This is a genomic window from Marinobacter sp. L-13 (assembly GCF_056857715.1).
Map to the genome: position 1 here is coordinate 56710 of NZ_JBSXNQ010000037.1, position 19171 is coordinate 75880.

At 56.6% G+C, this 19171-nt stretch carries 19 protein-coding genes and 2 tRNA genes; 8 read left to right on the plus strand and 13 right to left on the minus strand.

All coding sequences use genetic code 11. From position 1 onward, the window contains the following. Positions 1 to 68 precede the first annotated feature (68 nt). Positions 69 to 920 carry a 6-carboxytetrahydropterin synthase gene (locus AC13DD_RS03575; RefSeq protein WP_092029916.1) on the plus strand — a complete coding sequence of 284 codons (852 nt, stop codon included), beginning with the start codon at positions 69 to 71 and terminating at the stop codon, positions 918 to 920. A gap of 129 nt (positions 921 to 1049) precedes the next feature. Here AC13DD_RS03575 and AC13DD_RS03580 read toward each other — a convergent pair. The 3 genes from AC13DD_RS03580 to gltX form a co-directional block, all read right to left on the minus strand. Next, positions 1050 to 1125 (minus strand) — tRNA-Glu (locus AC13DD_RS03580). 7 nt (positions 1126 to 1132) lie between these two features. Then, a tRNA-Ala gene (locus AC13DD_RS03585) sits at positions 1133 to 1208 on the minus strand. A gap of 113 nt (positions 1209 to 1321) precedes the next feature. After that, positions 1322 to 2806 (minus strand): glutamate--tRNA ligase, encoded by a 1485-nt coding sequence (gene gltX / locus AC13DD_RS03590; protein WP_405420417.1) that lies wholly within the window; start codon positions 2804 to 2806, stop codon positions 1322 to 1324. Between the two features lie 187 nt (positions 2807 to 2993). Between gltX and AC13DD_RS03595 the strand changes: the two genes are divergently transcribed. Continuing rightward, positions 2994 to 3992: a zinc ABC transporter substrate-binding protein gene (locus tag AC13DD_RS03595; RefSeq protein WP_405420419.1), complete on the plus strand. Its 999-nt coding sequence runs from the start codon at positions 2994 to 2996 to the stop codon at positions 3990 to 3992. On the opposite strand, the gene AC13DD_RS03600 is transcribed toward AC13DD_RS03595, so the two are convergent. Continuing rightward, positions 3969 to 4883: an AEC family transporter gene (locus tag AC13DD_RS03600; protein WP_405420422.1), complete on the minus strand. Its 915-nt coding sequence runs from the start codon at positions 4881 to 4883 to the stop codon at positions 3969 to 3971. The genes AC13DD_RS03595 and AC13DD_RS03600 overlap by 24 nt on opposite strands. Positions 4884 to 4993: 110 nt before the next feature. On the opposite strand from AC13DD_RS03600, the gene AC13DD_RS03605 reads away from it, so the two are divergent. From AC13DD_RS03605 to AC13DD_RS03630, 6 genes are all read left to right on the plus strand, one after another. Continuing rightward, positions 4994 to 5425 carry a BLUF domain-containing protein gene (locus tag AC13DD_RS03605; protein ID WP_008175045.1) on the plus strand — a complete coding sequence of 144 codons (432 nt, stop codon included), beginning with the start codon at positions 4994 to 4996 and terminating at the stop codon, positions 5423 to 5425. Between the two features lie 122 nt (positions 5426 to 5547). Next, positions 5548 to 6582, plus strand: coding sequence for a tRNA dihydrouridine(20/20a) synthase DusA (gene dusA, locus AC13DD_RS03610; protein ID WP_008175046.1), 1035 nt, complete (start codon positions 5548 to 5550; stop codon positions 6580 to 6582). 127 nt (positions 6583 to 6709) lie between these two features. Continuing rightward, complete coding sequence (gene tal / locus AC13DD_RS03615) at positions 6710 to 7675, plus strand: transaldolase (protein WP_008175047.1); 966 nt, start codon at positions 6710 to 6712, stop codon at positions 7673 to 7675. 42 nt (positions 7676 to 7717) lie between these two features. Next, positions 7718 to 8167 (plus strand): tellurite resistance TerB family protein, encoded by a 450-nt coding sequence (locus AC13DD_RS03620; RefSeq protein ID WP_008175048.1) that lies wholly within the window; start codon positions 7718 to 7720, stop codon positions 8165 to 8167. A gap of 11 nt (positions 8168 to 8178) precedes the next feature. Further along, positions 8179 to 9306, plus strand: a complete 1128-nt coding sequence (locus tag AC13DD_RS03625) for a 3-deoxy-7-phosphoheptulonate synthase (protein ID WP_053112419.1) — start codon at positions 8179 to 8181, stop codon at positions 9304 to 9306. Further along, positions 9303 to 10097, plus strand: coding sequence for a glycerophosphodiester phosphodiesterase (locus tag AC13DD_RS03630; protein WP_008175052.1), 795 nt, complete (start codon positions 9303 to 9305; stop codon positions 10095 to 10097). The genes AC13DD_RS03625 and AC13DD_RS03630 overlap by 4 nt, the downstream gene beginning before the upstream one ends. 71 nt (positions 10098 to 10168) lie before the next feature. Here AC13DD_RS03630 and sthA read toward each other — a convergent pair whose 3' ends face one another. Genes sthA through AC13DD_RS03675 form a run of 9 tightly spaced genes read right to left on the minus strand, consistent with a single transcriptional unit; the run spans position 10169 to position 18834 of the window. Then, positions 10169 to 11560: a Si-specific NAD(P)(+) transhydrogenase gene (sthA, locus tag AC13DD_RS03635; protein ID WP_008175054.1), complete on the minus strand. Its 1392-nt coding sequence runs from the start codon at positions 11558 to 11560 to the stop codon at positions 10169 to 10171. A gap of 58 nt (positions 11561 to 11618) precedes the next feature. Then, positions 11619 to 11867 (minus strand): (Na+)-NQR maturation NqrM, encoded by a 249-nt coding sequence (nqrM, locus tag AC13DD_RS03640; RefSeq protein WP_008175057.1) that lies wholly within the window; start codon positions 11865 to 11867, stop codon positions 11619 to 11621. A gap of 12 nt (positions 11868 to 11879) precedes the next feature. Further along, positions 11880 to 12929 (minus strand): FAD:protein FMN transferase, encoded by a 1050-nt coding sequence (locus AC13DD_RS03645; protein ID WP_008175059.1) that lies wholly within the window; start codon positions 12927 to 12929, stop codon positions 11880 to 11882. Between the two features lie 9 nt (positions 12930 to 12938). Next, positions 12939 to 14165 carry an NADH:ubiquinone reductase (Na(+)-transporting) subunit F gene (nqrF, locus tag AC13DD_RS03650; protein WP_008175061.1) on the minus strand — a complete coding sequence of 409 codons (1227 nt, stop codon included), beginning with the start codon at positions 14163 to 14165 and terminating at the stop codon, positions 12939 to 12941. A gap of 37 nt (positions 14166 to 14202) precedes the next feature. Further along, the gene (gene nqrE / locus AC13DD_RS03655) at positions 14203 to 14811 is read right to left on the minus strand and encodes an NADH:ubiquinone reductase (Na(+)-transporting) subunit E (RefSeq protein WP_008175064.1); all 609 of its coding nucleotides are present in this window, start codon (positions 14809 to 14811) and stop codon (positions 14203 to 14205) included. Then, a complete protein-coding gene (locus AC13DD_RS03660; protein ID WP_008175066.1) occupies positions 14811 to 15476 on the minus strand; it encodes an NADH:ubiquinone reductase (Na(+)-transporting) subunit D in 666 nt (221 codons plus the stop codon). The genes nqrE and AC13DD_RS03660 overlap by 1 nt, the downstream gene beginning before the upstream one ends. A 2-nt stretch (positions 15477 to 15478) precedes the next feature. Next, a complete protein-coding gene (locus AC13DD_RS03665; protein WP_053112423.1) occupies positions 15479 to 16282 on the minus strand; it encodes a Na(+)-translocating NADH-quinone reductase subunit C in 804 nt (267 codons plus the stop codon). After that, positions 16275 to 17483: an NADH:ubiquinone reductase (Na(+)-transporting) subunit B gene (locus tag AC13DD_RS03670; RefSeq protein ID WP_008175069.1), complete on the minus strand. Its 1209-nt coding sequence runs from the start codon at positions 17481 to 17483 to the stop codon at positions 16275 to 16277. Before AC13DD_RS03670 ends, AC13DD_RS03665 begins: the two co-directional genes overlap by 8 nt. Before the next feature lie 4 nt (positions 17484 to 17487). Next, positions 17488 to 18834, minus strand: a complete 1347-nt coding sequence (locus AC13DD_RS03675) for a Na(+)-translocating NADH-quinone reductase subunit A (protein ID WP_008175071.1) — start codon at positions 18832 to 18834, stop codon at positions 17488 to 17490. Positions 18835 to 19171: the final 337 nt, after the last annotated feature.

Genomic DNA, 19171 nt, shown 5'->3' on the forward strand with positions numbered 1-19171 from the left:
AGACTGCTGTATTCGGTGATTTTTGCTAGAATTCGGCCATCAATCAACCACACCCGCCTGGAAATTTGATGAACCATCTGTTTGTAGACAACCTGACCGTTATCGATTTTGCCTACCTGGACCCGACCCGTGGGCTGGTGGGTGAAAGCTGGATTGCGGATGTGGTGCTTGGCGGGGAGCTGGACGAACAGGGCATGGTGTTCGACTTCAGTAACGTAAAACGCACCATCAAGCGGGTGATCGATGAGCGTGTTGACCATCGTCTGGTGATTCCCCGCGGCTACCAGGGGCTGTCCTGGAGTGAGGAGCAGCCAGACACTTTTACCTGGGCTCTCACGGACGGCAGCCAGATCATTCACCGCTCACCGGACGAGGCCATTGTCTGGTTGTCCGCCGACCGGGTTGTGCCCTCGGCCGTGGCCTCTTTGCTGGAACAGGAAATAAAGGCCGTGCTTCCGGCCAACGTGATTTCCGTGGAGATCAATCTCCGGGAAGAGGAAATCGATGGTGCTTACTACCACTATGTCCACGGCCTTAAGAAACACCTGGGCAACTGCCAGCGCATCGCCCACGGCCATCGATCACCGATTCGTATCGACCGGAACGGCCACCGCGATTACGATCTGGAGCGCCGCTGGGCCAAGCTCTGGCGGGATATCTACGTGGGGTCCGAGGAGGATGTGGTGCGTCGCCATGTTGGCGAAGACGGCGTTCGCTATGTGACCTTCGAATACGAGGCCAACCAGGGCGAGTTTGCACTGACCCTGCCAGAGGATCGCGTGTACATGCTGGATACCGACACCACGGTGGAGCTGATTGCCGCCCACATGGCCGACAAGCTCAAGGTGGAGTTCGCGACAGACACCATCCGGGTGAAGGCTTATGAGGGTGTTGGGAAGGGTGCCATTGCCGAGCGCTGAATAAATCCGGGGTCAGATGGAAATTTCATTTGACCCCATTGTTGTCTGACCCGACATTCAGACACAAAAAAACCGCCAGAAGGCGGTTTTTTTGATGGCTTCCCGGTGGACTAAACCGTCAAGCCGTATTGGCGTCCCCTAGGGGGTTCGAACCCCTGTTGCCGCCGTGAAAGGGCGGAGTCCTAGGCCACTAGACGAAGGGGACTAGAAATTGGTGGAGCCAGGCGGGATCGAACCGCCGACCTCAACACTGCCAGTGTTGCGCTCTCCCAGCTGAGCTATGGCCCCTCAACGGCTGCGTATATTAAGGATCCGCCCTATGGGCGTCAACCTCTGAAACACACTTTTTTTCAGTTTTCTGAACATCCCTGTTCAAGCCGTTTATTAATTCACCAAAGCGGTTAATGAATACCCAGAGCCGCGTATTCTTTTTCCACCTTCTTGGTTTCCTTCTTGGAGAATCCACCCATCACTTCCAGGGCATGCCGAAGCCTTGAACGGGTCATGTCCGGGCCCAGCAGCGCCATGGAGTCCATCACAGACCAGGAATTCGGTGTACCGGCAACCGCCACAAAAATAGAGAACATGAAATCTCCCATCTTCAGGTCCATGGCTTTGGCCAGGGCCTTGATGTCCGCGAAGATGGTCTCCTTGCTCCAGTGGCGCTGGGCTTCAAGCTTCCAGAGCGTAAACTGCAGAACCCGCTTGAGCTGGGCTTCTTCAAGTTTGTTAAGGGCAAAGTCCTCCGGCTTCAGGTTGAGCATGCCGGAGAACATGAACTGGGCCATGGGCGCCACATCCGAGAATACCTCTGCCCTGCCCTTTATGTGAGGCACCAGAGCACGCAGGGCGTCCTCGTTAAACCACCACTGGCGCATGCGCTCCATGAACTGCTCTTCAGTCAGCTCTTCGCGCAACCACTGGCCATTCAGCCAGCGAAGCTTCTCCACATCGAATACCGGGCCACCGAGAGAGACACGCTGGATGTCGAAGTTCTCGATCATCTCATCCAGGGTGAACTTTTCCCGCTCGTCGGGCATGGACCAGCCCATGCGCCCCAGGTAGTTGGTGACGGCCTCCGGCAGAAAGCCCATGCGCTCATAGAAATTGATGCTGGTCGGGTTCTTGCGTTTGGACAGTTTGCTCTTGTCCGGGTTGCGCAGCAGCGGAAGGTGACACAGTACCGGCATATCCCAGCCAAAATACTGATACAGCAGCTTGTGCTTGGGCGCAGAGTTGATCCACTCCTCACCACGCAGAACGTGTGTGATTTCCATCAGGTGATCATCAACCACATTCGCCAGGTGATAAGTGGGCATGCCATCGGACTTGAGCAGAATCTGGCAGTCCACCTGAGCCCAGTCGATCTCAATGGTGCCCCGAAGCATGTCGTCAATCTCGCAGACGCCCTCATCGGGCACTTTCATACGAATCACGTATGGTTCACCTGCATCGAGGCGGCGCTTCACTTCGTCCTCAGGCAGCTCCAGATCGCCCTTGATACCCGGGTTCAGACCCTGGGCCTTGCGTTCTTCCCGAATGGCTTCCAGCTCATCCGGTGTGCGGAAGCAATAAAATGCGTGGCCGGCCGTCACCAGATCCTCGGCGTACTGACGGTAGGAGTGCTTGCGCTCGGACTGGCGATAGGGGCCGTGGGGGCCACCTACATCGGGGCCTTCATCCCAGTTCAGACCGAGCCAGCGCAACGCCTTGAGAATGTCCTGCTCGGATTCCGCGGTACTGCGGGCCTGGTCGGTATCCTCGATACGCAGGATGAACTGGCCGCCGTGCTGACGGGCAAAGCACAGGTTGAACAGGGCCACGTAGGCGGTACCAACGTGTGGGTCACCGGTGGGTGACGGAGCAATTCGGGTACGTACAGTCATGAAACCTTCCTGAAAAATCGGTGGCCGTTTGATAAAGCGGGCATTATACCGGCCATCGTCAGGTTTCGCATGATCAGGAAGTTAACGGGCACACCAGAAATACTAAGTAAGAAGTTTCTTTTGCCGGCCCCGGCCGAGTTTGTTATATTATAACATTACACATTAGCATCGCAGGATCTCACTTATCATGCGCGTTACCGGAAAAGCACTGTCTATTGCACTCGGAGCCGGCACCCTTTTGTTTCACAGCGCCCTGCAGGCCGAGACCCGTATTGTTACTTCCATCAAACCGGTTGAGCTGATCGTCAGTTCGATCGCCACGGAAGACATGCAGACAACGAGTCTCGTCCCGCCCGGCTCCAGCCCCCACAATTACACCATGAAGCCATCCCAGCGCCGGGCCCTGGAAAACGCCGACGTGATTTTCTGGGTCGGACCCGACATGGAAACCTTCCTTAATCGCCTTCTGGCAGGGCAGGAATTCAGCGGTCGAACGGTCGCGCTCATGGATGCCGAGCACGAACCCGGGGAAGTTAACCACGATGAACACGCGCACGACGACCACGCGGACGATCACCATGGCCATGCCCACGAAGAGGAGGCCAAGGAGGAAGAACACCACAACGAGGGGCACGGACACGGCCATGATCACGGAGACGGCGAAGACCCGCACATCTGGCTGGATCCCGAACTGGCCATCGAAATGGCCGGGACGATCCGGGATGCTCTCTCAGGACTGAAAGGTGTTGACGCTGGCGCGTTAAACGAGAATTTCGAGCAGTTCAAAGCCAGCGTTCGAGAAACCGATGCCACTATCCGGGACCGCCTTGCACCGGCGCACGAAATCAGCCTGTTCGCCTATCACGACGCCTTTACCCGATTTGCCGAACACTATGAACTGAAACTCGAGGGCGTTCTGACACTGAACCCGGAGCTGTCGCCAGGGGCCCGGCATATCGCGGAAGTGCAGGAAAAACTGCGCAACGCAAACCATCCCTGCCTCCTGACCGAACCGCAGTTCAACCGGCAGTGGTGGCGCTCGATCACCGAGAGCCTGGACGTGACCTTCAGCACCTGGGACCCTCTGGCCACTGACATCGCGGCAACGCCAGAAGGTTACAACAACTTCCAGCACAGCATTGTCGACGCGGTGCTCAAGTGCCTACCAGAGAATACTGAGCATTAAAGGTATGGTGACGATGGCCAGCAAGGTCTGACCACTGATGATGCCCGCCATCAGGGGGGCATCGCCACCAAGCTGTCGAGCCAGAATGTAGGCAGAGGTGGCCGTGGGGAGCGCCGACAACAGCACGACCACCTGAACCATCATTCCCTCAAGACCCAGCAACGAGGCCAGCCCCGCAGTCATCAGCGGAAATCCGACCAACTTCAGCGCCGATGACACAATAAACGGCAGTGAAGCGCCTCTGAGGGCCTTGAGCTGAAGCCCGGCGCCAACCGTCATCAAACCCATCGGCAACGCCAGATTGCTTAGCGGCTCGAGAATGCCGCCGATCAGCGGATGAAATCCGATTTCGAAGAAACTCCAGACCACGCCAATCACCGAGCCCACTATAAGAGGATTGGTCACAATCGCCTTGAATACTGGCACCAGCCTCACCGGCCCTTCCGTGGCCACCAGTGAAAACATCAGTATGCACAGCAGATTCAGCAACGGCACCATGATGGCAACTGCGATCGCCGAGAGGGACAGGCCCTGATCGCCGAGCAGCATGCCGCCAGCCGCCAGGCCCACGTAGGAATTGAACCGGATAGCCCCCTGGTAAACCGAAGAAAAAACCGGGCCGGACCAGCGCCAGAACCATTGGGCAATCGCCAGGATCAGCGTCATCGCGATCAGCATGGCGCCAATGAGCAATGCAATGTCACCATAAGCGGAAGCCGGCAACCTGGCCTGCCCCAGCTTGAAGACCAACATGGCCGGAAACAGCACGTAGTAGGTAAACCGCTCCGCCTGGGGCCAGAAATCGCCGCCCGGAAAGTCAATGCGGCGGAACACATGCCCAAGCATGATCAGGATAAATACCGGCAGCAGAGCCTGCACCATCAGGGGCATACGTTCAAACTCCAGGGCAAGGTTGTTTACTTGGGTTTTATGGGAGTACAGTTAAACAAGCATGAGATCATAGCAGAAGGAGTGCTTCTCCTTCAGGGAGGTTTTTTGCTATGGACGCATCGAAGCCCAGACTTTGCAGGCTTATCTATTTCAGCAGCGTTTCTTCGCATCTGCAGGAATCCGATTTAGACGACATCCTCGCGGAATCCATCAAAAGAAACGAGCGGGACGGCATCACCGGCCTGCTGGCTTATGATCAGTTCAATTTCATGCAGGTTTTGGAAGGTGAGGAAGAGGCTGTCAACAGACTTTACCTTGGCATCACTGCCGATCCTCGCCACCAGGATGTTCGCCTGATTCAGTACGAGCAAATCGATCATCGCCAGTTTGACGATTGGGCAATGGCTCTGGCGAAGCTTCCCGAGGTTCCGGGCAATTACATCAACAAACTCTATGGTGGATTCAAGCCCCAGCTGTTCTCCACTCGAGACGCTCTAATCTACTTCAATTTTCTCCGCAACTATTTGAAACGAGCAGCCTGAAGCCTGTTATGGATTTCGCCAAAGCCTTACGGAAATCGGAAACCAATGCCTGTTAAACTACGACTCTTGGTTTCAACGTAGTTCTTTTCGTCACCCGTTTTTCGTCGACAACAGGTATCGCAATGTCTGGAATACCATCTGAGGACACCCTGCTGCACAACTCCGGCCCCTCCCGCCGCTTCTGCGTGGCCCCGATGATGGACTGGACCACCAGTCACTACCGTTATCTGGCGCGCCAGCTTAGCCGGCATACCCTGCTCTACACCGAGATGGTCACCACCGGCGCACTGATTCATGGCGACACCGCGCGCTTTCTGCGCCACGATGAGGCCGAGTACCCACTGGCCCTTCAGCTGGGTGGCAGCGATGCCGGCGAACTTGCCCACTGTGCCAGGCTGGCACAGCAATACGGCTTCGATGAGGTTAACCTGAACGTCGGTTGCCCCAGCGATCGTGTTCAGAACAACATGATCGGTGCCTGCCTGATGGGCCATCCGGACAAGGTGGCAGAGGGCGTGCGCGCCATGATTGAAGCAACCGAGCTGCCAGTCACCGTGAAGCATCGAATCGGTATTGATGGGCGGGAGTCCTGGGACGATCTCTGCGAATTCGTGGAAAAAGTGTCGGAAGCTGGCTGCCGGACCTTTATCGTACACGCCCGGATCGCGATTCTTGAAGGCCTGAGCCCCAAGGAAAACCGGGAAGTCCCTCCGCTTAAATACGACTGGGTCTACCGGCTGAAAGCGAAATACCCGCACCTGGAAATCATCATCAACGGCGGCATCAAGACCTTCGATGAGTGCCACGAGCATCTCCGGCATACCGACGGCGTGATGCTGGGTCGGGAGGCGTACCACAATCCCTGGCTGCTGGCAGGCGTCGATCCGGAGTTCTTCGGGGAGGCAGCGCCGGTAGAAACCCGGCATCAGGCACTTCGGGCCATGCTTCCGTTCATAGGGAGCGAACTTGAGCGCGGCGTATTCCTGACTCACATGTCCAGGCACCTTCTCGGCCTGTTCCACGGCCAACCTGGCGGTCGGCAGTTCCGTCGCTATATCAGCGAGAACGCCCATAAATCCGGTGCTGGCCTGGAAGTGATCGAAACCGCTCTGGAAAAGGTTCGTGAACCGGCGGCGCCGGAGATTGCCGAAGCTTAATCGCAGGCAATTGCCACCATACCTTTTGTTGTCTTGTTCCTGTCAGAGCGGCCCGTTATTGTAGGCATATAGCCAGCGCCCGGGATTCGGGCGCACCAATAACAGATCAACCGGGACGACAGGACGAATGACCAGCAAGCTCGACCAACTGAAGACCATGACCACGGTGGTAGCGGATACCGGCGATATCGAAGCCATTGCGAAGTGGCGGCCGGAAGATGCCACCACTAATCCATCCCTGCTACTCAAAGCTGCCGCTTCTGACGCTTACCGGCCGATGCTGGACAAGGCTGTGGCAGAAGCCCGGCGGCATGGCGGCTCAGACGCCGAGCAGCTGACCATGGCCACTGATATGCTGGCCGTACTCGCCGGCCGAGAAATCCTGAACCTGATTCCCGGTGTGGTTTCGACGGAGGTGGATGCCCGTTTGTCCTTTGATACCGCCGGTACGCTTGAGCGCGCCCGCCGCCTGGTTGAGCTGTACGACAAGCAGGGCGTCGACACCAGTCGCGTACTGATCAAGATTGCTTCTACCTGGGAAGGCATCCGGGCGGCCGAGCAACTGGAGAAAGAAGGCATTCACTGCAACCTGACGTTGCTGTTTTCTTTCATTCAGGCCGCCGCCTGTGCCCAGGCCGGTGCATTCCTGATCTCGCCCTTTGTTGGTCGAATTCTGGACTGGCACCTGGCCAGCACTGGCCGGGACAGCTACCCGGCTGCAGAGGATCCGGGGGTGCTTTCGGTATCCCGTATCTACAATTACTACAAGGCCAACGGCTTTAAAACGGTGGTGATGGGCGCCAGTTTCCGGAACACCGGCGAAATTGAAATGCTGGCTGGCTGTGACCGCCTGACCATAAGCCCTACCCTGCTGCAGGAGTTGCAGGACGACCTGGGCGATCTGCCGCGTCGACTGGTCGCCGACACCGCCAGCTCACCGGATCAGTTTGGCACCATCGACGAGAAACTGTTCCGCTGGGAATCCAACGAGGACGCTATGGCTACCGAGAAGCTGGCCGATGGTATCCGCCGGTTCACAGCCGACCAGATTGAACTGGAGAACCGGGTCCGGCAGCTGGCCAGGGCGGCCTGACGCGGCGCCTCAAACCAAACACAGAAGTGGGACTGTCCGATCATGATCGAGCGCCTGAAAAAATTGTTTGCGGCACCGGAAGCTGAACGCGAGAAGCCCGATAACCATCAGCTCGCAGTGGCTGCCACGGCATTGATGGTTCAGCTTTCCCGTGTCGACCAGGATGAAGACGAGCGCGAACTGCAGGCCATTGTTGATGGCGCAGTAAAAGCACATCAGGTAACCCAGGCCGAAGCCGAGGAAATTCTGGAAGACGCCCTTAGCCACGCAGACGATGCCACGTCGCTCTATGAATTTACCGGCCAGATCAACGAGTACCTGGACCAGGAAGGAAAACAGGCCCTGCTGGAAAGTATCTGGCGCGTGGCCTTTGCGGATGGCCGCATCGACAAGTACGAAGAACACCTTATTCGCCGCATGGCAGACCTGCTGCATCTTAATCATCGGGAGTTCATGCAGGCGCGGCACCGGGCGCAAGACGCAGGTTCTTAAAAGGAGACAGCATGCTAGCGATTCTTCATCCGAATACCGCTCTGGACAGCGAAGAATACCGACAGACCATGCACTACCTCGAGAATCTCCCGAACGTGTCGGTTCGGGTTCATGAGGTTCAGGGCGCCACCCAGAGGCTGACCGAAATCTATCTTCTCGGGGACACCAAGCCCCTGAACAAGGAAGAGATCGAAGCCCTGCCTGCGGTCGAACGGGCCATACGCATTTCGGACGACTACCGTATTCTTGGGCGCCACCGGGACGATCGACGGCAAAGCGGCTTCACCTACAACGGTGTCGAGTTCAGTCAATCCAACCTGAACATCTTTGCCGGGCTGTGCGCGGTTGATGTGCCCGAACACGTCGACATGATGATGAAGGCCCTGGAAGGCCATGGGGAAGTCTGCACACGAATGGGCGCCTACAAGCCGCGCACCAACCCTTATTCATTCCAGGGCCACGGCAAGGGCTGCCTCCCCTGGGTGTTTGAAAAGGCGGGGAAACACGGCATCAAGGTTATCGCCATGGAGATCACTCATGAGAGCCACATTGAGGAAATCGACAACTGCCTCGAAAAGCTTGGCCGTCCCACCGGTGTAATGCTGCAGGTGGGCACCCGCAATACCCAGAACTTCGAGCTGCTCAAGGCCATTGGCCGCCAGAGTACCTATCCGGTACTGCTCAAACGCGGGTTCGGGATTACCCTGAATGAATCCCTCAACGCTGCCGAGTATCTGGCCAGCGAAGGCAACGCTAATGTCATCTTCTGCCTGAGGGGCATGAAAACCGAAGCCGGCCAGCCCCATCGGAACATGGTGGATTTCGCCCATGTGCCGGCGGTCAAGCGCCTTACCCGTATGCCAGTCTGTGTGGATCCTTCCCATTCGGTGGGCAGCCGCGAGCAGTCTCCGGACGGCATCCTTGATGTCATGCACGCGACCGCCCAGGGCGTCGTCGCCGGTGCCAACATGGTGCTCGTGGATTTCCACCCCAAGCCGGAAAGAGCCCTGGTGGACGGCCCCCAGGCCCTGCTGATGAACGAGCTGCCGGCGTACCTCGAAGACATACGCCTTTGCCACGACACCTGGAAGAAGCGCCAGGCCATTTACCAACGCCTGAAGGATGATGCAGCGGAATGATTGTCTACGGACACAGAGGCGCCAAGGGAGAAGCTCCCGAAAACACCCTTCCGGGATTTACGCATGCTTACCGGCACGGTATCCGGCATTTTGAACTGGATCTCGTATTGTCAAAGGACGGCAAGCCGGTATTGGTGCACGATCTTTCGGTTGACCGCACGACCAGCCAGAAAGGCAGTATCAGTCAGTACACGGCCGCCGAACTGGCTGCCATGGATGCGCGAAGAAACACCAGCTCCTGGCCCACACCCACGGGAATTCCCGCGCTGGAAGACCTTCTGGACCGGTTCGACGACCTCGAACACCTGCAACTGGAAGTCAAAAAAGACACGCGTCAGCGCCTGAACATTCTCAGCAATCGCCTGACAGAGGTTATACAGCGACGCAATCTGTATCAGACGGTGGCCATAACCTCTTCCGACACCTGGTTTCTGAAACAGATCCGGCGGCGGAACAAGAACATCCGCATCGGCCTGGTCGCAGAGCGCAAATTCCCGCGCCCCTTGAGCATTGCGGGCCAACTCGGCTGTGAGTATCTCTGCATCAACTGGAAGCTTTGCTCGAAAGCGCTGGTTGAAAAAGCCCATCGAAAGGGCATGCACGTGTCCACCTGGACGGTGAACCGGATTCACGACATGTTGCAACTGGAAGAAATGGGCGTGGACAGCATCATCACTGACTATCCCACCAGCACCCGCATATTCTTCGACAACAGGGCCAGGTCAGCCCTGTCATTGCCACAGAGTCACGCCGGGGTGTCGGCCAGTAAAGAGGCCCTGTCAGCGGGCTGAATTCGGGATATGGAAGGTTAAGCCGGGGTCAGTCGTAGGCTTTCTTCTGACCCCTGGTGTGGCCTGCCCCGTTAAAAGATCCGGTTCAGACCGTTCAACGCCGCGACACGGTAGGCTTCCGCCATGGTCGGATAGTTGAACGTGGTATTGATGAAGTAGTTCAGGGAGTTGGCCTCTCCTTCCTGATTCATGATCGCCTGGCCGATGTGGACGATTTCCGCCGCCTGGTCACCGAAACAGTGGATACCCAGAATCTGACGGGTTTCCCGGTGAAACAGAATTTTCAGCATTCCTACCGCTTCTCCGGTAATCTGGGCACGGGCAAGATCCTTGAAGAACGCCTGTCCAACCTCGTAGGGCACCTTGGCTTCCGTCAGTTCGCGCTCGGTTTTACCAACGGAACTGATTTCCGGAATGGTGTAGATCCCGGTCGGCACATCCGACACAAAGCGGAAGTATGCGTCATCCACAATATCCGAGGATGCAGAGCGGCCCTGGTCATAAGCGGCGCTTGCCAGACTTGGCCAGCCGATCACGTCGCCCGCCGCGTAGATGTTGTCCACTTCGGTGCGATAGTGCTCGTCAACGGCCAGTTGCCCACGGCCATTGGGTTCCAGACCGATATTTTCGAGGCCCAGCTTCTCGGTGTTCCCGCTGCGACCATTGCACCACAGGAATGCATCCGCACGGATTTTCTTGCCCGATTGAAGCGACAACACCACACCGTGGTCGTCGCCCACAACCGACTCGTACTGCTCGTTGTGGCGAACCAGAACGCCATTATTCCGCAGGTGGTAACTCAGGGCGTCGGAGATCTCGTCATCCAGGAAGGACAACAGCCGGCTACCCGGGTTGATCAGGTCGACTTTTACACCCAGGCCCGCAAAGATCGAGGCGTACTCTGACCCTATGACGCCAGCGCCATAAATAATCAGTGTGCGAGGCGTGTGAGACAGGTTCAGAATGGTGTCGGAGTTATAGATACGGTGATGACGGAAGTCCACATCGGGTGGCAGGTAGGGCCTGGAACCGGTGGCGATGATCGCCTGCTTGAAGTGCAGCGTCTCGGAGGACTTGCTACCCCGGACTTCTATGCGGTTCTGGTCGACAAAAAAGGCCCGGCCGTTTATCAAATCCACGCGATTGCGAGAGTAGAACTGCGTCCGGAGCTTGACCTGCTTGCCGATGACCTTCTGGGCATTCTGAAGCACTCGCGGGAAAGAGAACCAGCGAGGCTCCCCGATATCCCGGAACATCTGGTTGGTGTTGAACGTAATGATCTGTTTGACGGAGTGGCGCAGCGCCTTGGAAGGAATGGTGCCCCAGTGGGTGCAGTTCCCGCCAACGGTAGGCTTGTCTTCGATGATCGCGACACGTTTGCCGTGTTTCGTCGCATTCATCGCCGCGCCTTCGCCGGACGGACCGGCGCCGATAACGACGACGTCGTAATGATGTTCTGCCATGCGCGCAGTGACTCCTTATCTACGTCGTGAAAAGATGGTTGTAATTGTCAAAAACAGATCAGTGCTTGCTGGCCTTGCTGGCGTCGTAAGCCAGAGCCTCGGGCTCTTTACCCTCGTTGGCCAACCGTTCGTTTTCTTCTTCGCACTTCTGGGTATTACCACCGCAGATATCACAGGACTGGCTGATACCAAGCGCGCCAATACCGCCGCAGGTTCCGCTGATGGGCTTGCGCCCGAGGATCACGCCAATAGACATGGCTGCAACCAGCAAAACCACGATGAAAAGAACCAAAAGAAAGGTACCCATGTTGCCCTCCCCTCATTGAGTCACGTAGGACGAAAAGGCCGGCGTCTGGTGCGTCTCGAAGCCTTCATCCGTCCTGACAATAAAATAGGCCGGGATATTTTCCCTTACCGCGAGCTCATTTGCCCGCTCGTAGCCCATCACATTAAAACCGGTTGCCAGAGCATCTGCCGTCATACAATCGTCCGCGATAACGGTTACTGATGCCAGCTTGTGAGCAATTGGCTCACCCGTTTCAGGATCTATTGTATGGGAATACCGACGCCCTTCCGATTCGTAATAATTACGATAATCACCTGATGTTGCCATAGCACGTGATTCCAGCGCCACCACGCGGTTTACCGCGCGCCCTTCCGCCATCGGCTGTTCTATGGCCAGTCGCCAGGTGCTGCCATCAGGTTTACGGCCATTGACGCTAACCTCTCCGCCAATCTCCACCAGGTACGCCTCCACGCCTTCGCTCTCAAGAAAACGGGCAACCGCATCTACACCGTATCCCTTGGCGATAGCCGACAGATCCACATATTGCGGTGGTGTCGCACGCACGGCGGGCGGATCGACCCGCAGCTCGAGCTTCTCGAAGCCAGTGGCGGCAAGAGCCCTGGAGAGAGATTCTTCTGACGGAATCTGCTCCGGGCGCGCCTCGGGGCCGAACCCCCAAAGATTTACCACCGGGCCGATGGTCACATCAAAGGCACCAGCGGTCATCGTTGAGATCTCTTCAGCCTTCTGAAGAACACGGAGCAAGTCCGCTGACACCGGAACCCACTCGGATTGATCGGATCGTTGATTGAAACGGGACAGCTCCGAATCCTCGCGCCAGGTCGACATTGACGCATCAACCCCTTCGAGCACCTCATCGATACCGCTGGCCAGAGTTTCAAGCCTCTCCTGATCCTCGGTCAATACGACATTGATGTGGTAGCTGGTGCCGAAGACAGGTCCGGAGATTTCCCAGATTTTTTCCTCTGGCTCAAACGAACAACCCGCCAGAACGGCAAAGGCCAGCGCTGTAAAAGCGCTGGCCAGGGCCACCCTGGCGGGTCGTACAATGCTGAATGTCATCAGAACTGCTTAGCCTCCAAAGTCATCCAGCATGATGTTTTCATCCTCTACACCCAGATCTTTCAGCATCTTGATGCAGGACGCGTTCATGATTGGGGGCCCACACATGTAGTATTCACAGTCTTCCGGAGCCGGGTGGTCCTTCAGATAGTTTTCATACAACACGTTATGAATAAACCCGGTCGGGCCCTGCCAATTGTCCTCGGGCAACGCATCGGAAAGTGCGACATGCCACTCGAAGTTGTCGTTTTCTTCCTGAAGCCCGTCGAAATCTTCCACATAGAACATCTCGCGAACACTTCGTGCGCCATACCAGAAGCTGATCTTGCGCTTGGAGTTCAGACGCTTGAGCTGATCGAAGATGTGGGAACGCATAGGCGCCATACCGGCACCGCCACCAATGAATACCATTTCGGCATCGGTCTTCTTGGCGAAGAACTCACCGAACGGCCCCATAACGGTGACCTTGTCGCCCGGCTTCAGGTTGAACACGTAGCTCGACATGATGCCCGGATTGTGGTCAGTGCCCGGAGGCGGCGTGGCGATACGGATGTTGAACTTGAGAACACCCTTCTCTTCCGGATAGTTTGCCATGGAATAGGCCCGGATGGTCTCTTCCTTGTTGACCGCCTTGTAGCGCCAGATGTTGTGCTTGTCCCAGTCTTCGTGGAACTCTTCCTCGATATCGAAATCCTTGAAGTCGATCTCGTAGGGAGGACACTCGAGCTGAACGTAACCGCCGGCCCGGAAGTCAACTTCCTCGCCTTCCGGCAGCTTGAGCACCAGCTCTTTGATGAAGGTGGCCACGTTGTGGTTGGAGACAACCTCGCATTCCCACTTCTTGACGCCAAAGAACTCTTCCGGCACTTCCACCTTCATGTCCTGTTTTACAGGAACCTGGCAGGACAGGCGCCAGCCCTCTTTCTCTTCACGATTGGTGAAGTGGGTCTTCTCTGTTGGCAGCATGGCACCGCCGCCCTCGAGAACCTTGCACTTGCACTGGGCGCAGGTACCGCCGCCACCGCAGGCAGAGGACAGGAAAATACCACTGTTAGCCAGAGTACCGAGCAGCTTGCCGCCGGCTTCGGTCTTCAGCGTGTGTTCGGGATCATCGTTGATCTCAATGGTCACATCACCGGTGCTTACCAGCCTGGACCGGGCCGCAAGAATCACTGCGACCAGGGCCAGAACGATAACGGTGAACATGACCACGCCGAGAATAATTTCTGTATTCATGGTCTCGCCTTTTCGTTAAACCGAATCACCGGGTGAATTACAGTGAGATACCGGAGAAGGACATGAAGCCCAGGGACATCAGACCAACGGTAATGAAGGTGATACCCAGACCACGCAGGCCTTCCGGAACGTCACTGTACTTCAGCTTCTCGCGAATACCCGCCAGGGCGATGATCGCCAGGGCCCAGCCAAGGCCGGCGCCGAAGCCATACACCACACTCTCGCCGAAGGTGTAGTCACGCTCCACCATGAACAGCGAGGCACCCAGAATGGCGCAGTTCACTGTAATCAGTGGCAGGAACACACCCAGAGCGGCGTAGAGTGCCGGTATGTACTTGTCCAGTACCATTTCCATGATCTGAACAATCGCCGCGATTACCCCGATATACGTCAGCAATCCGAGAAAGCTCAGGTCTACGTTCGGCAGGCCAGCCCAATCCAGGGCGCCTTCGCGCAGAACGCTGTTGTACAGAAGGTTGTTCACCGGCACGGTGACCGTCAGCACGACCACCACGGCAATGCCAAGACCGGTTGCGGCCTCGATCTTCTTGGAGATGGCCAGGAAGGTACACATCCCCAGGAAGAACGCCAGCGCCATGTTTTCAACAAAAACAGCCTTCAGAATCAAGCTGATATAATGCTCCATCAGAAGGCCTCCTTGGCGACATGGCGAGACATTTTATAGTCCGGCTCTTCAACCTGCTCCGGCTTCCAGGTCCGCAGACCCCAGATCGCCAGGCCGATAATAAAGAACGCACTCGGCGGCAGCAGCAACAAGCCGTTAGGAATGTACCAGCCACCTTCGTTCACCACCGGCATCAGGGAGACACCGAACAGTGAGCCGGCGCCCAGCAATTCACGGAAGAAGGCAACGAAGATCAGGAGTACCGAGTAGCCCAGACCGTTACCAACGCCGTCCAGGAAGCTCAGCCAGGGGCCGTTCTTCATGGCAAAGCCTTCCGCGCGGCCCATAACGATGCAGTTGGTGATAATCAGACCAACGAACACTGAGAGCTGCTTGGAAATCTCGTAGGCATAGGCCTTGAGCACCTGGTCAACCACGATTACCAGGGAGGCGATAATGGTCATCTGCACGATGATCCGGATACTGCCCGGAATCTGGGTGCGTACCAGGGACACGGCCAGGTTGGAAAATGCGGTAACGGCAATAACCGCCGCGCACATAACAAGTGTAACGTTCATGCTGGTGGTAACCGCCAGCGCTGAACAGATGCCCAGGATCTGCAGGGCAATCGGGTTATTGCTGAAGATCGGTTCGAAGAGAACCTGTTTGGCTGATGCATCTGCCATGATCAGACCTCCCCTTCACGAAGTTTTTGCAGGAACGGCGCGTATCCGCGGTCGCCCATCCAGTAGTTAACCAGTTGCTCAACGCCGCGACTGGTCAACGTTGCCCCGGACAGAGCATCCACTTTATGCTGCCTTTTTTTTGCATCAACGTTTACGCCACCTTTAACCAGTTTGATCTGCGGTTCAGTGCGATCACCATCATAAACTTTCTTCCCCACCCACTGCGACTTCCAGCGTGGATTGTCTACCTCCCCACCGAGGCCCGGAGTTTCGGCGTGGGAGTAAAAGCCAAGCCCTTCAATGGTGTTCAAATCACCTTCCAGCGAAATGAAGCCATACAATGTAGACCAGAGGCCATAACCATGAATTGGCAGTACCACACGCACTAGCTCTCCGTTCTCGCTCAGCGTATACACCCTGGCAACATTCGGCCGGCGCTTGATGCCAGCCTTGTCTTCCGAGGAAGGAATATCCGTAGACAACTGAGGGTCCGAGGCAGCCTTGTACATATCATATTTCATGGGCTCAGCAACACCAACGGCGGAAGGCTTTACAAATTTACCAGTATCCAAATCCACCAGGCGAACATCGAAACTCTCGAATTTCTGCAAAATCTGCTCTGCAGTATCGCCTTGATCCAGCATACCTGCGGCAGAGAGAATGTTCGTTGTCATATCAAGATGCTGATTCTTGACCTGGGCAGGTCTGAGCATGACCGCCGCGGTGGATACCACGACAGAGAACACGATACTCAGCACCAGCGCAACGATCAGCGTGCGGGAGACGGTTTCTTTAGCTTTAGCCACGAGCAAGCCTCCGTTTGATGTTGGCCTGAACCACGTAATGGTCCATCAATGGCGCGAACAGGTTTGCGAACAGGATGGCAAGCATGATGCCTTCCGGGAACGCCGGATTGATCACGCGGATCAGCACAGTCATCACGCCTACCAGAATACCGAAACACCAGCGACCCGTGTCAGTCATCGCGGCGGACACCGGATCCGTCGCCATGAACATCATGCCAAAGGCAAACCCGCCCATGACCAGATGCCAATGCGCCGGAACCGCGAACATCGGATTGGTCTCGGAACCTATGATGTTTAGCAGCAGCGACATGCCGATCATACCGATCAACACACCTCCGACGATGCGATAGGAGGCAATCTTCATCCCCAACAGGATCAGGCCACCAATCAGAATGGCCAGTGTCGAGGTCTCACCCATCGAGCCCTGAATGGTGCCCATGAAGGCGCTCATCCAGCCAATTTGAGCTTCCAGAGCTTCCAGACCACCACTGGCGGCCCAGCTCAGCGCCGTGGCGCCACTGAAGCCGTCAACCGCAGTCCAGACGGTGTCGCCGGAAATCTGCGCCGGATAGGCGAAGTACAGGAAGGCACGACCGGTCAGGGCCGGGTTCAGGAAGTTCTTGCCGGTACCGCCGAACACTTCCTTGCCGATCACGACGCCGAAGGTGATGCCCAGGGCCACCTGCCAGAGAGGAATGGTGGGCGGGCAGATCAGTGCAAACAGGACCGATGTGACAAAGAAACCCTCGTTCACTTCGTGACGGCGCACGGTGGCAAACAGCACTTCCCAGAAACCACCGACCACGAAGGTCACGAAGTAAATGGGCACGAAGTACGCCATGCCGTAAACGAAGTTGTCCCATACGCCCGCACCGGAACCGGTGATGGCAAGTGCCTGGATAAAGGCAGTCCGCAGGCCGCCGTCAGCAATCATGGCATCCGGGTTGGACGCCAGGAAACTGTTGGCCTGGTAGCCGATGTTCCACATTCCGAAGAACATTGCCGGGAAGGTGCACAACCAAACCGTGATCATGATGCGCTTGAGGTCAATCCCGTCACGCACATGGGCGGTGGTGGAGGTGACACTCGCCGGCGAGTAGAAAATAGTATCCACCGCCTCGTAAAGCGCATACCAGCGCTCGTACTTGCCACCCTTTTCAAAGTGATGCTCGATTCCATCGAGAAACTGTCTGATAGCCATCGTATTAGCCCTCGATCTCGATTCGGGTCAGGTTCTCGCGGAGAATCGGACCATATTCATATTTGCCGGGGCACACAAAGGTGCACAGCGCCAGATCTTCTTCATCCAACTCCAGTGCGCCAAGCTTCTGTGCCATCTCTGTGTCGCCGACAATCAGGGAACGCAGCAACTGCGTGGGCAGAATGTCCAGCGGCATGATCTTTTCGTAAACACCCACCGGCACCATCGCCCGCTCGCTGCCATTGGTGGTGGTGGTCATATCGAACCGTTTGCCACCGACCAGCTTGGACAGGTAAATATTCATGACGGAGAACTTGTTCGCACCCGGCGACAGCCAGCCCATGAACTCGCGCTTGTTACCTTCCTCAAGCACGGACACCTGATTGGCAAACCGGCCAAGATAGGCGCAGGGACCATCGCCACGGCGACCGCCGAACACGGAGCCGGAAATCGCCCGGATCTCGCAATCTGTGGCAACTTCACCGTCGAGAAGCTCCTCAAGACTGGCACCCAGACGAGTACGCACGAGACGGGGTTTCAGGGCCTTGGGGCCACCGATCGCCACGACACGCTCAACAGGGACTTCACCGGATTCAAACAGCTTGGCAATGTCGATAACGTCCTGATAATTGATACTCCAGACCGTCTTGCTGCCAGAAACCGGATCCAGGTGATGGATATGGGTTCCCACGTTGCCGGCCGGATGCTTGCCATCGAACTGGTGCACCTCAACGGCGTCGGACCTGGGAACAGCGACGTTGGATCCTGGCTTGCCAGTGACAAACACCTTGCCGGTGGTCAGTTTGGTAAGGATCTCAAGGCCTTTCTCGAACGCCTGGCTGTTTTCGCCAATGATGACCGTCGGGTCCGCTGCCAGCGGGTTGGTATCCATGACCGACACGAAAATTGAGTGGGGAGCGGAATCAATCTCCGGAACCTTGCTGTACGGACGCGTCTTGAACGCAGTCCAGAGCCCGGATTCCACCAGATTATCGACTACCTGCTGGCGTTCCAGGCCGGCAAGATCCGCTTCGCTGTAGCGCGCAAAGGTCTCAGCCTCATCGCCATCGACTTCGATAACGATCGACTGGAATACCCGACGCTCACCACGGTTGATCTCTTTCACAACGCCCGCGGCGGGTGAAGTATAACGAACGCCCTCGGTCTTCTTGTCCGTGAACAGCAGCGTACCGCGCTTGACACGGTCCCCCTCTTTCACAGCCATCGTCGGCTTCATGCCGATATAGTCAAAACCGATCAACGCAACGTGGCGAACGGGTTTGCCGTCTGTAATGGTCTGTTCGGGAGCGCCGCTGATGGGAAGATCCAGGCCTTTTTTGATCTTGATCATTAGCCTCATCCAATCATCAGAAACTTTTCAATGGATTCGTAACGCCCGACACCTGCGGCCCAGAAAAACCATGAGAAACGGAGTGCCAGACGTACCCAAAATCGCGCCAATTATAGAGATTAAGGAATCCTATTTCCACCAGAAACCGGAACCGGTTGTGCGTCGACAGCCAAACCAGTCGTTTAGCTGACCGTAAAATCGAGTAGGAGGGGGAGTTACCTCCCCCGTCCTCTCACACCACCGGGCATACGGTTCCGTACCACGGCGGTTCATGGTCGGCTCTGAAGCCGAGTCATCGTATCCAGCAAGCTTACCAGAGACAGACGGTCGAATACCC

What these genes read in the sequence shown, in the direction of transcription:
- dusA (WP_008175046.1), top strand. Translation starts at nt 5,548, where the DNA reads ATGTCTGGAATACCATCTGAGGACACCCTGCTGCACAACTCCGGCCCC.
- AC13DD_RS03620 (WP_008175048.1), top strand. Translation starts at nt 7,718, where the DNA reads ATGATCGAGCGCCTGAAAAAATTGTTTGCGGCACCGGAAGCTGAACGC.
- AC13DD_RS03660 (WP_008175066.1), bottom strand. Translation starts at nt 15,476, where the DNA reads ATGGCAGATGCATCAGCCAAACAGGTTCTCTTCGAACCGATCTTCAGC.
- AC13DD_RS03600 (WP_405420422.1), bottom strand. Translation starts at nt 4,883, where the DNA reads ATGCCCCTGATGGTGCAGGCTCTGCTGCCGGTATTTATCCTGATCATG.
- AC13DD_RS03645 (WP_008175059.1), bottom strand. Translation starts at nt 12,929, where the DNA reads ATGACATTCAGCATTGTACGACCCGCCAGGGTGGCCCTGGCCAGCGCT.
- AC13DD_RS03575 (WP_092029916.1), top strand. Translation starts at nt 69, where the DNA reads ATGAACCATCTGTTTGTAGACAACCTGACCGTTATCGATTTTGCCTAC.
- nqrF (WP_008175061.1), bottom strand. Translation starts at nt 14,165, where the DNA reads ATGAATACAGAAATTATTCTCGGCGTGGTCATGTTCACCGTTATCGTT.
- AC13DD_RS03675 (WP_008175071.1), bottom strand. Translation starts at nt 18,834, where the DNA reads ATGATCAAGATCAAAAAAGGCCTGGATCTTCCCATCAGCGGCGCTCCC.
- gltX (WP_405420417.1), bottom strand. Translation starts at nt 2,806, where the DNA reads ATGACTGTACGTACCCGAATTGCTCCGTCACCCACCGGTGACCCACAC.
- AC13DD_RS03670 (WP_008175069.1), bottom strand. Translation starts at nt 17,483, where the DNA reads ATGGCTATCAGACAGTTTCTCGATGGAATCGAGCATCACTTTGAAAAG.
- nqrE (WP_008175064.1), bottom strand. Translation starts at nt 14,811, where the DNA reads ATGGAGCATTATATCAGCTTGATTCTGAAGGCTGTTTTTGTTGAAAAC.
- sthA (WP_008175054.1), bottom strand. Translation starts at nt 11,560, where the DNA reads ATGGCAGAACATCATTACGACGTCGTCGTTATCGGCGCCGGTCCGTCC.
- tal (WP_008175047.1), top strand. Translation starts at nt 6,710, where the DNA reads ATGACCAGCAAGCTCGACCAACTGAAGACCATGACCACGGTGGTAGCG.
- AC13DD_RS03625 (WP_053112419.1), top strand. Translation starts at nt 8,179, where the DNA reads ATGCTAGCGATTCTTCATCCGAATACCGCTCTGGACAGCGAAGAATAC.
- nqrM (WP_008175057.1), bottom strand. Translation starts at nt 11,867, where the DNA reads ATGGGTACCTTTCTTTTGGTTCTTTTCATCGTGGTTTTGCTGGTTGCA.
- AC13DD_RS03605 (WP_008175045.1), top strand. Translation starts at nt 4,994, where the DNA reads ATGGACGCATCGAAGCCCAGACTTTGCAGGCTTATCTATTTCAGCAGC.
- AC13DD_RS03630 (WP_008175052.1), top strand. Translation starts at nt 9,303, where the DNA reads ATGATTGTCTACGGACACAGAGGCGCCAAGGGAGAAGCTCCCGAAAAC.
- AC13DD_RS03595 (WP_405420419.1), top strand. Translation starts at nt 2,994, where the DNA reads ATGCGCGTTACCGGAAAAGCACTGTCTATTGCACTCGGAGCCGGCACC.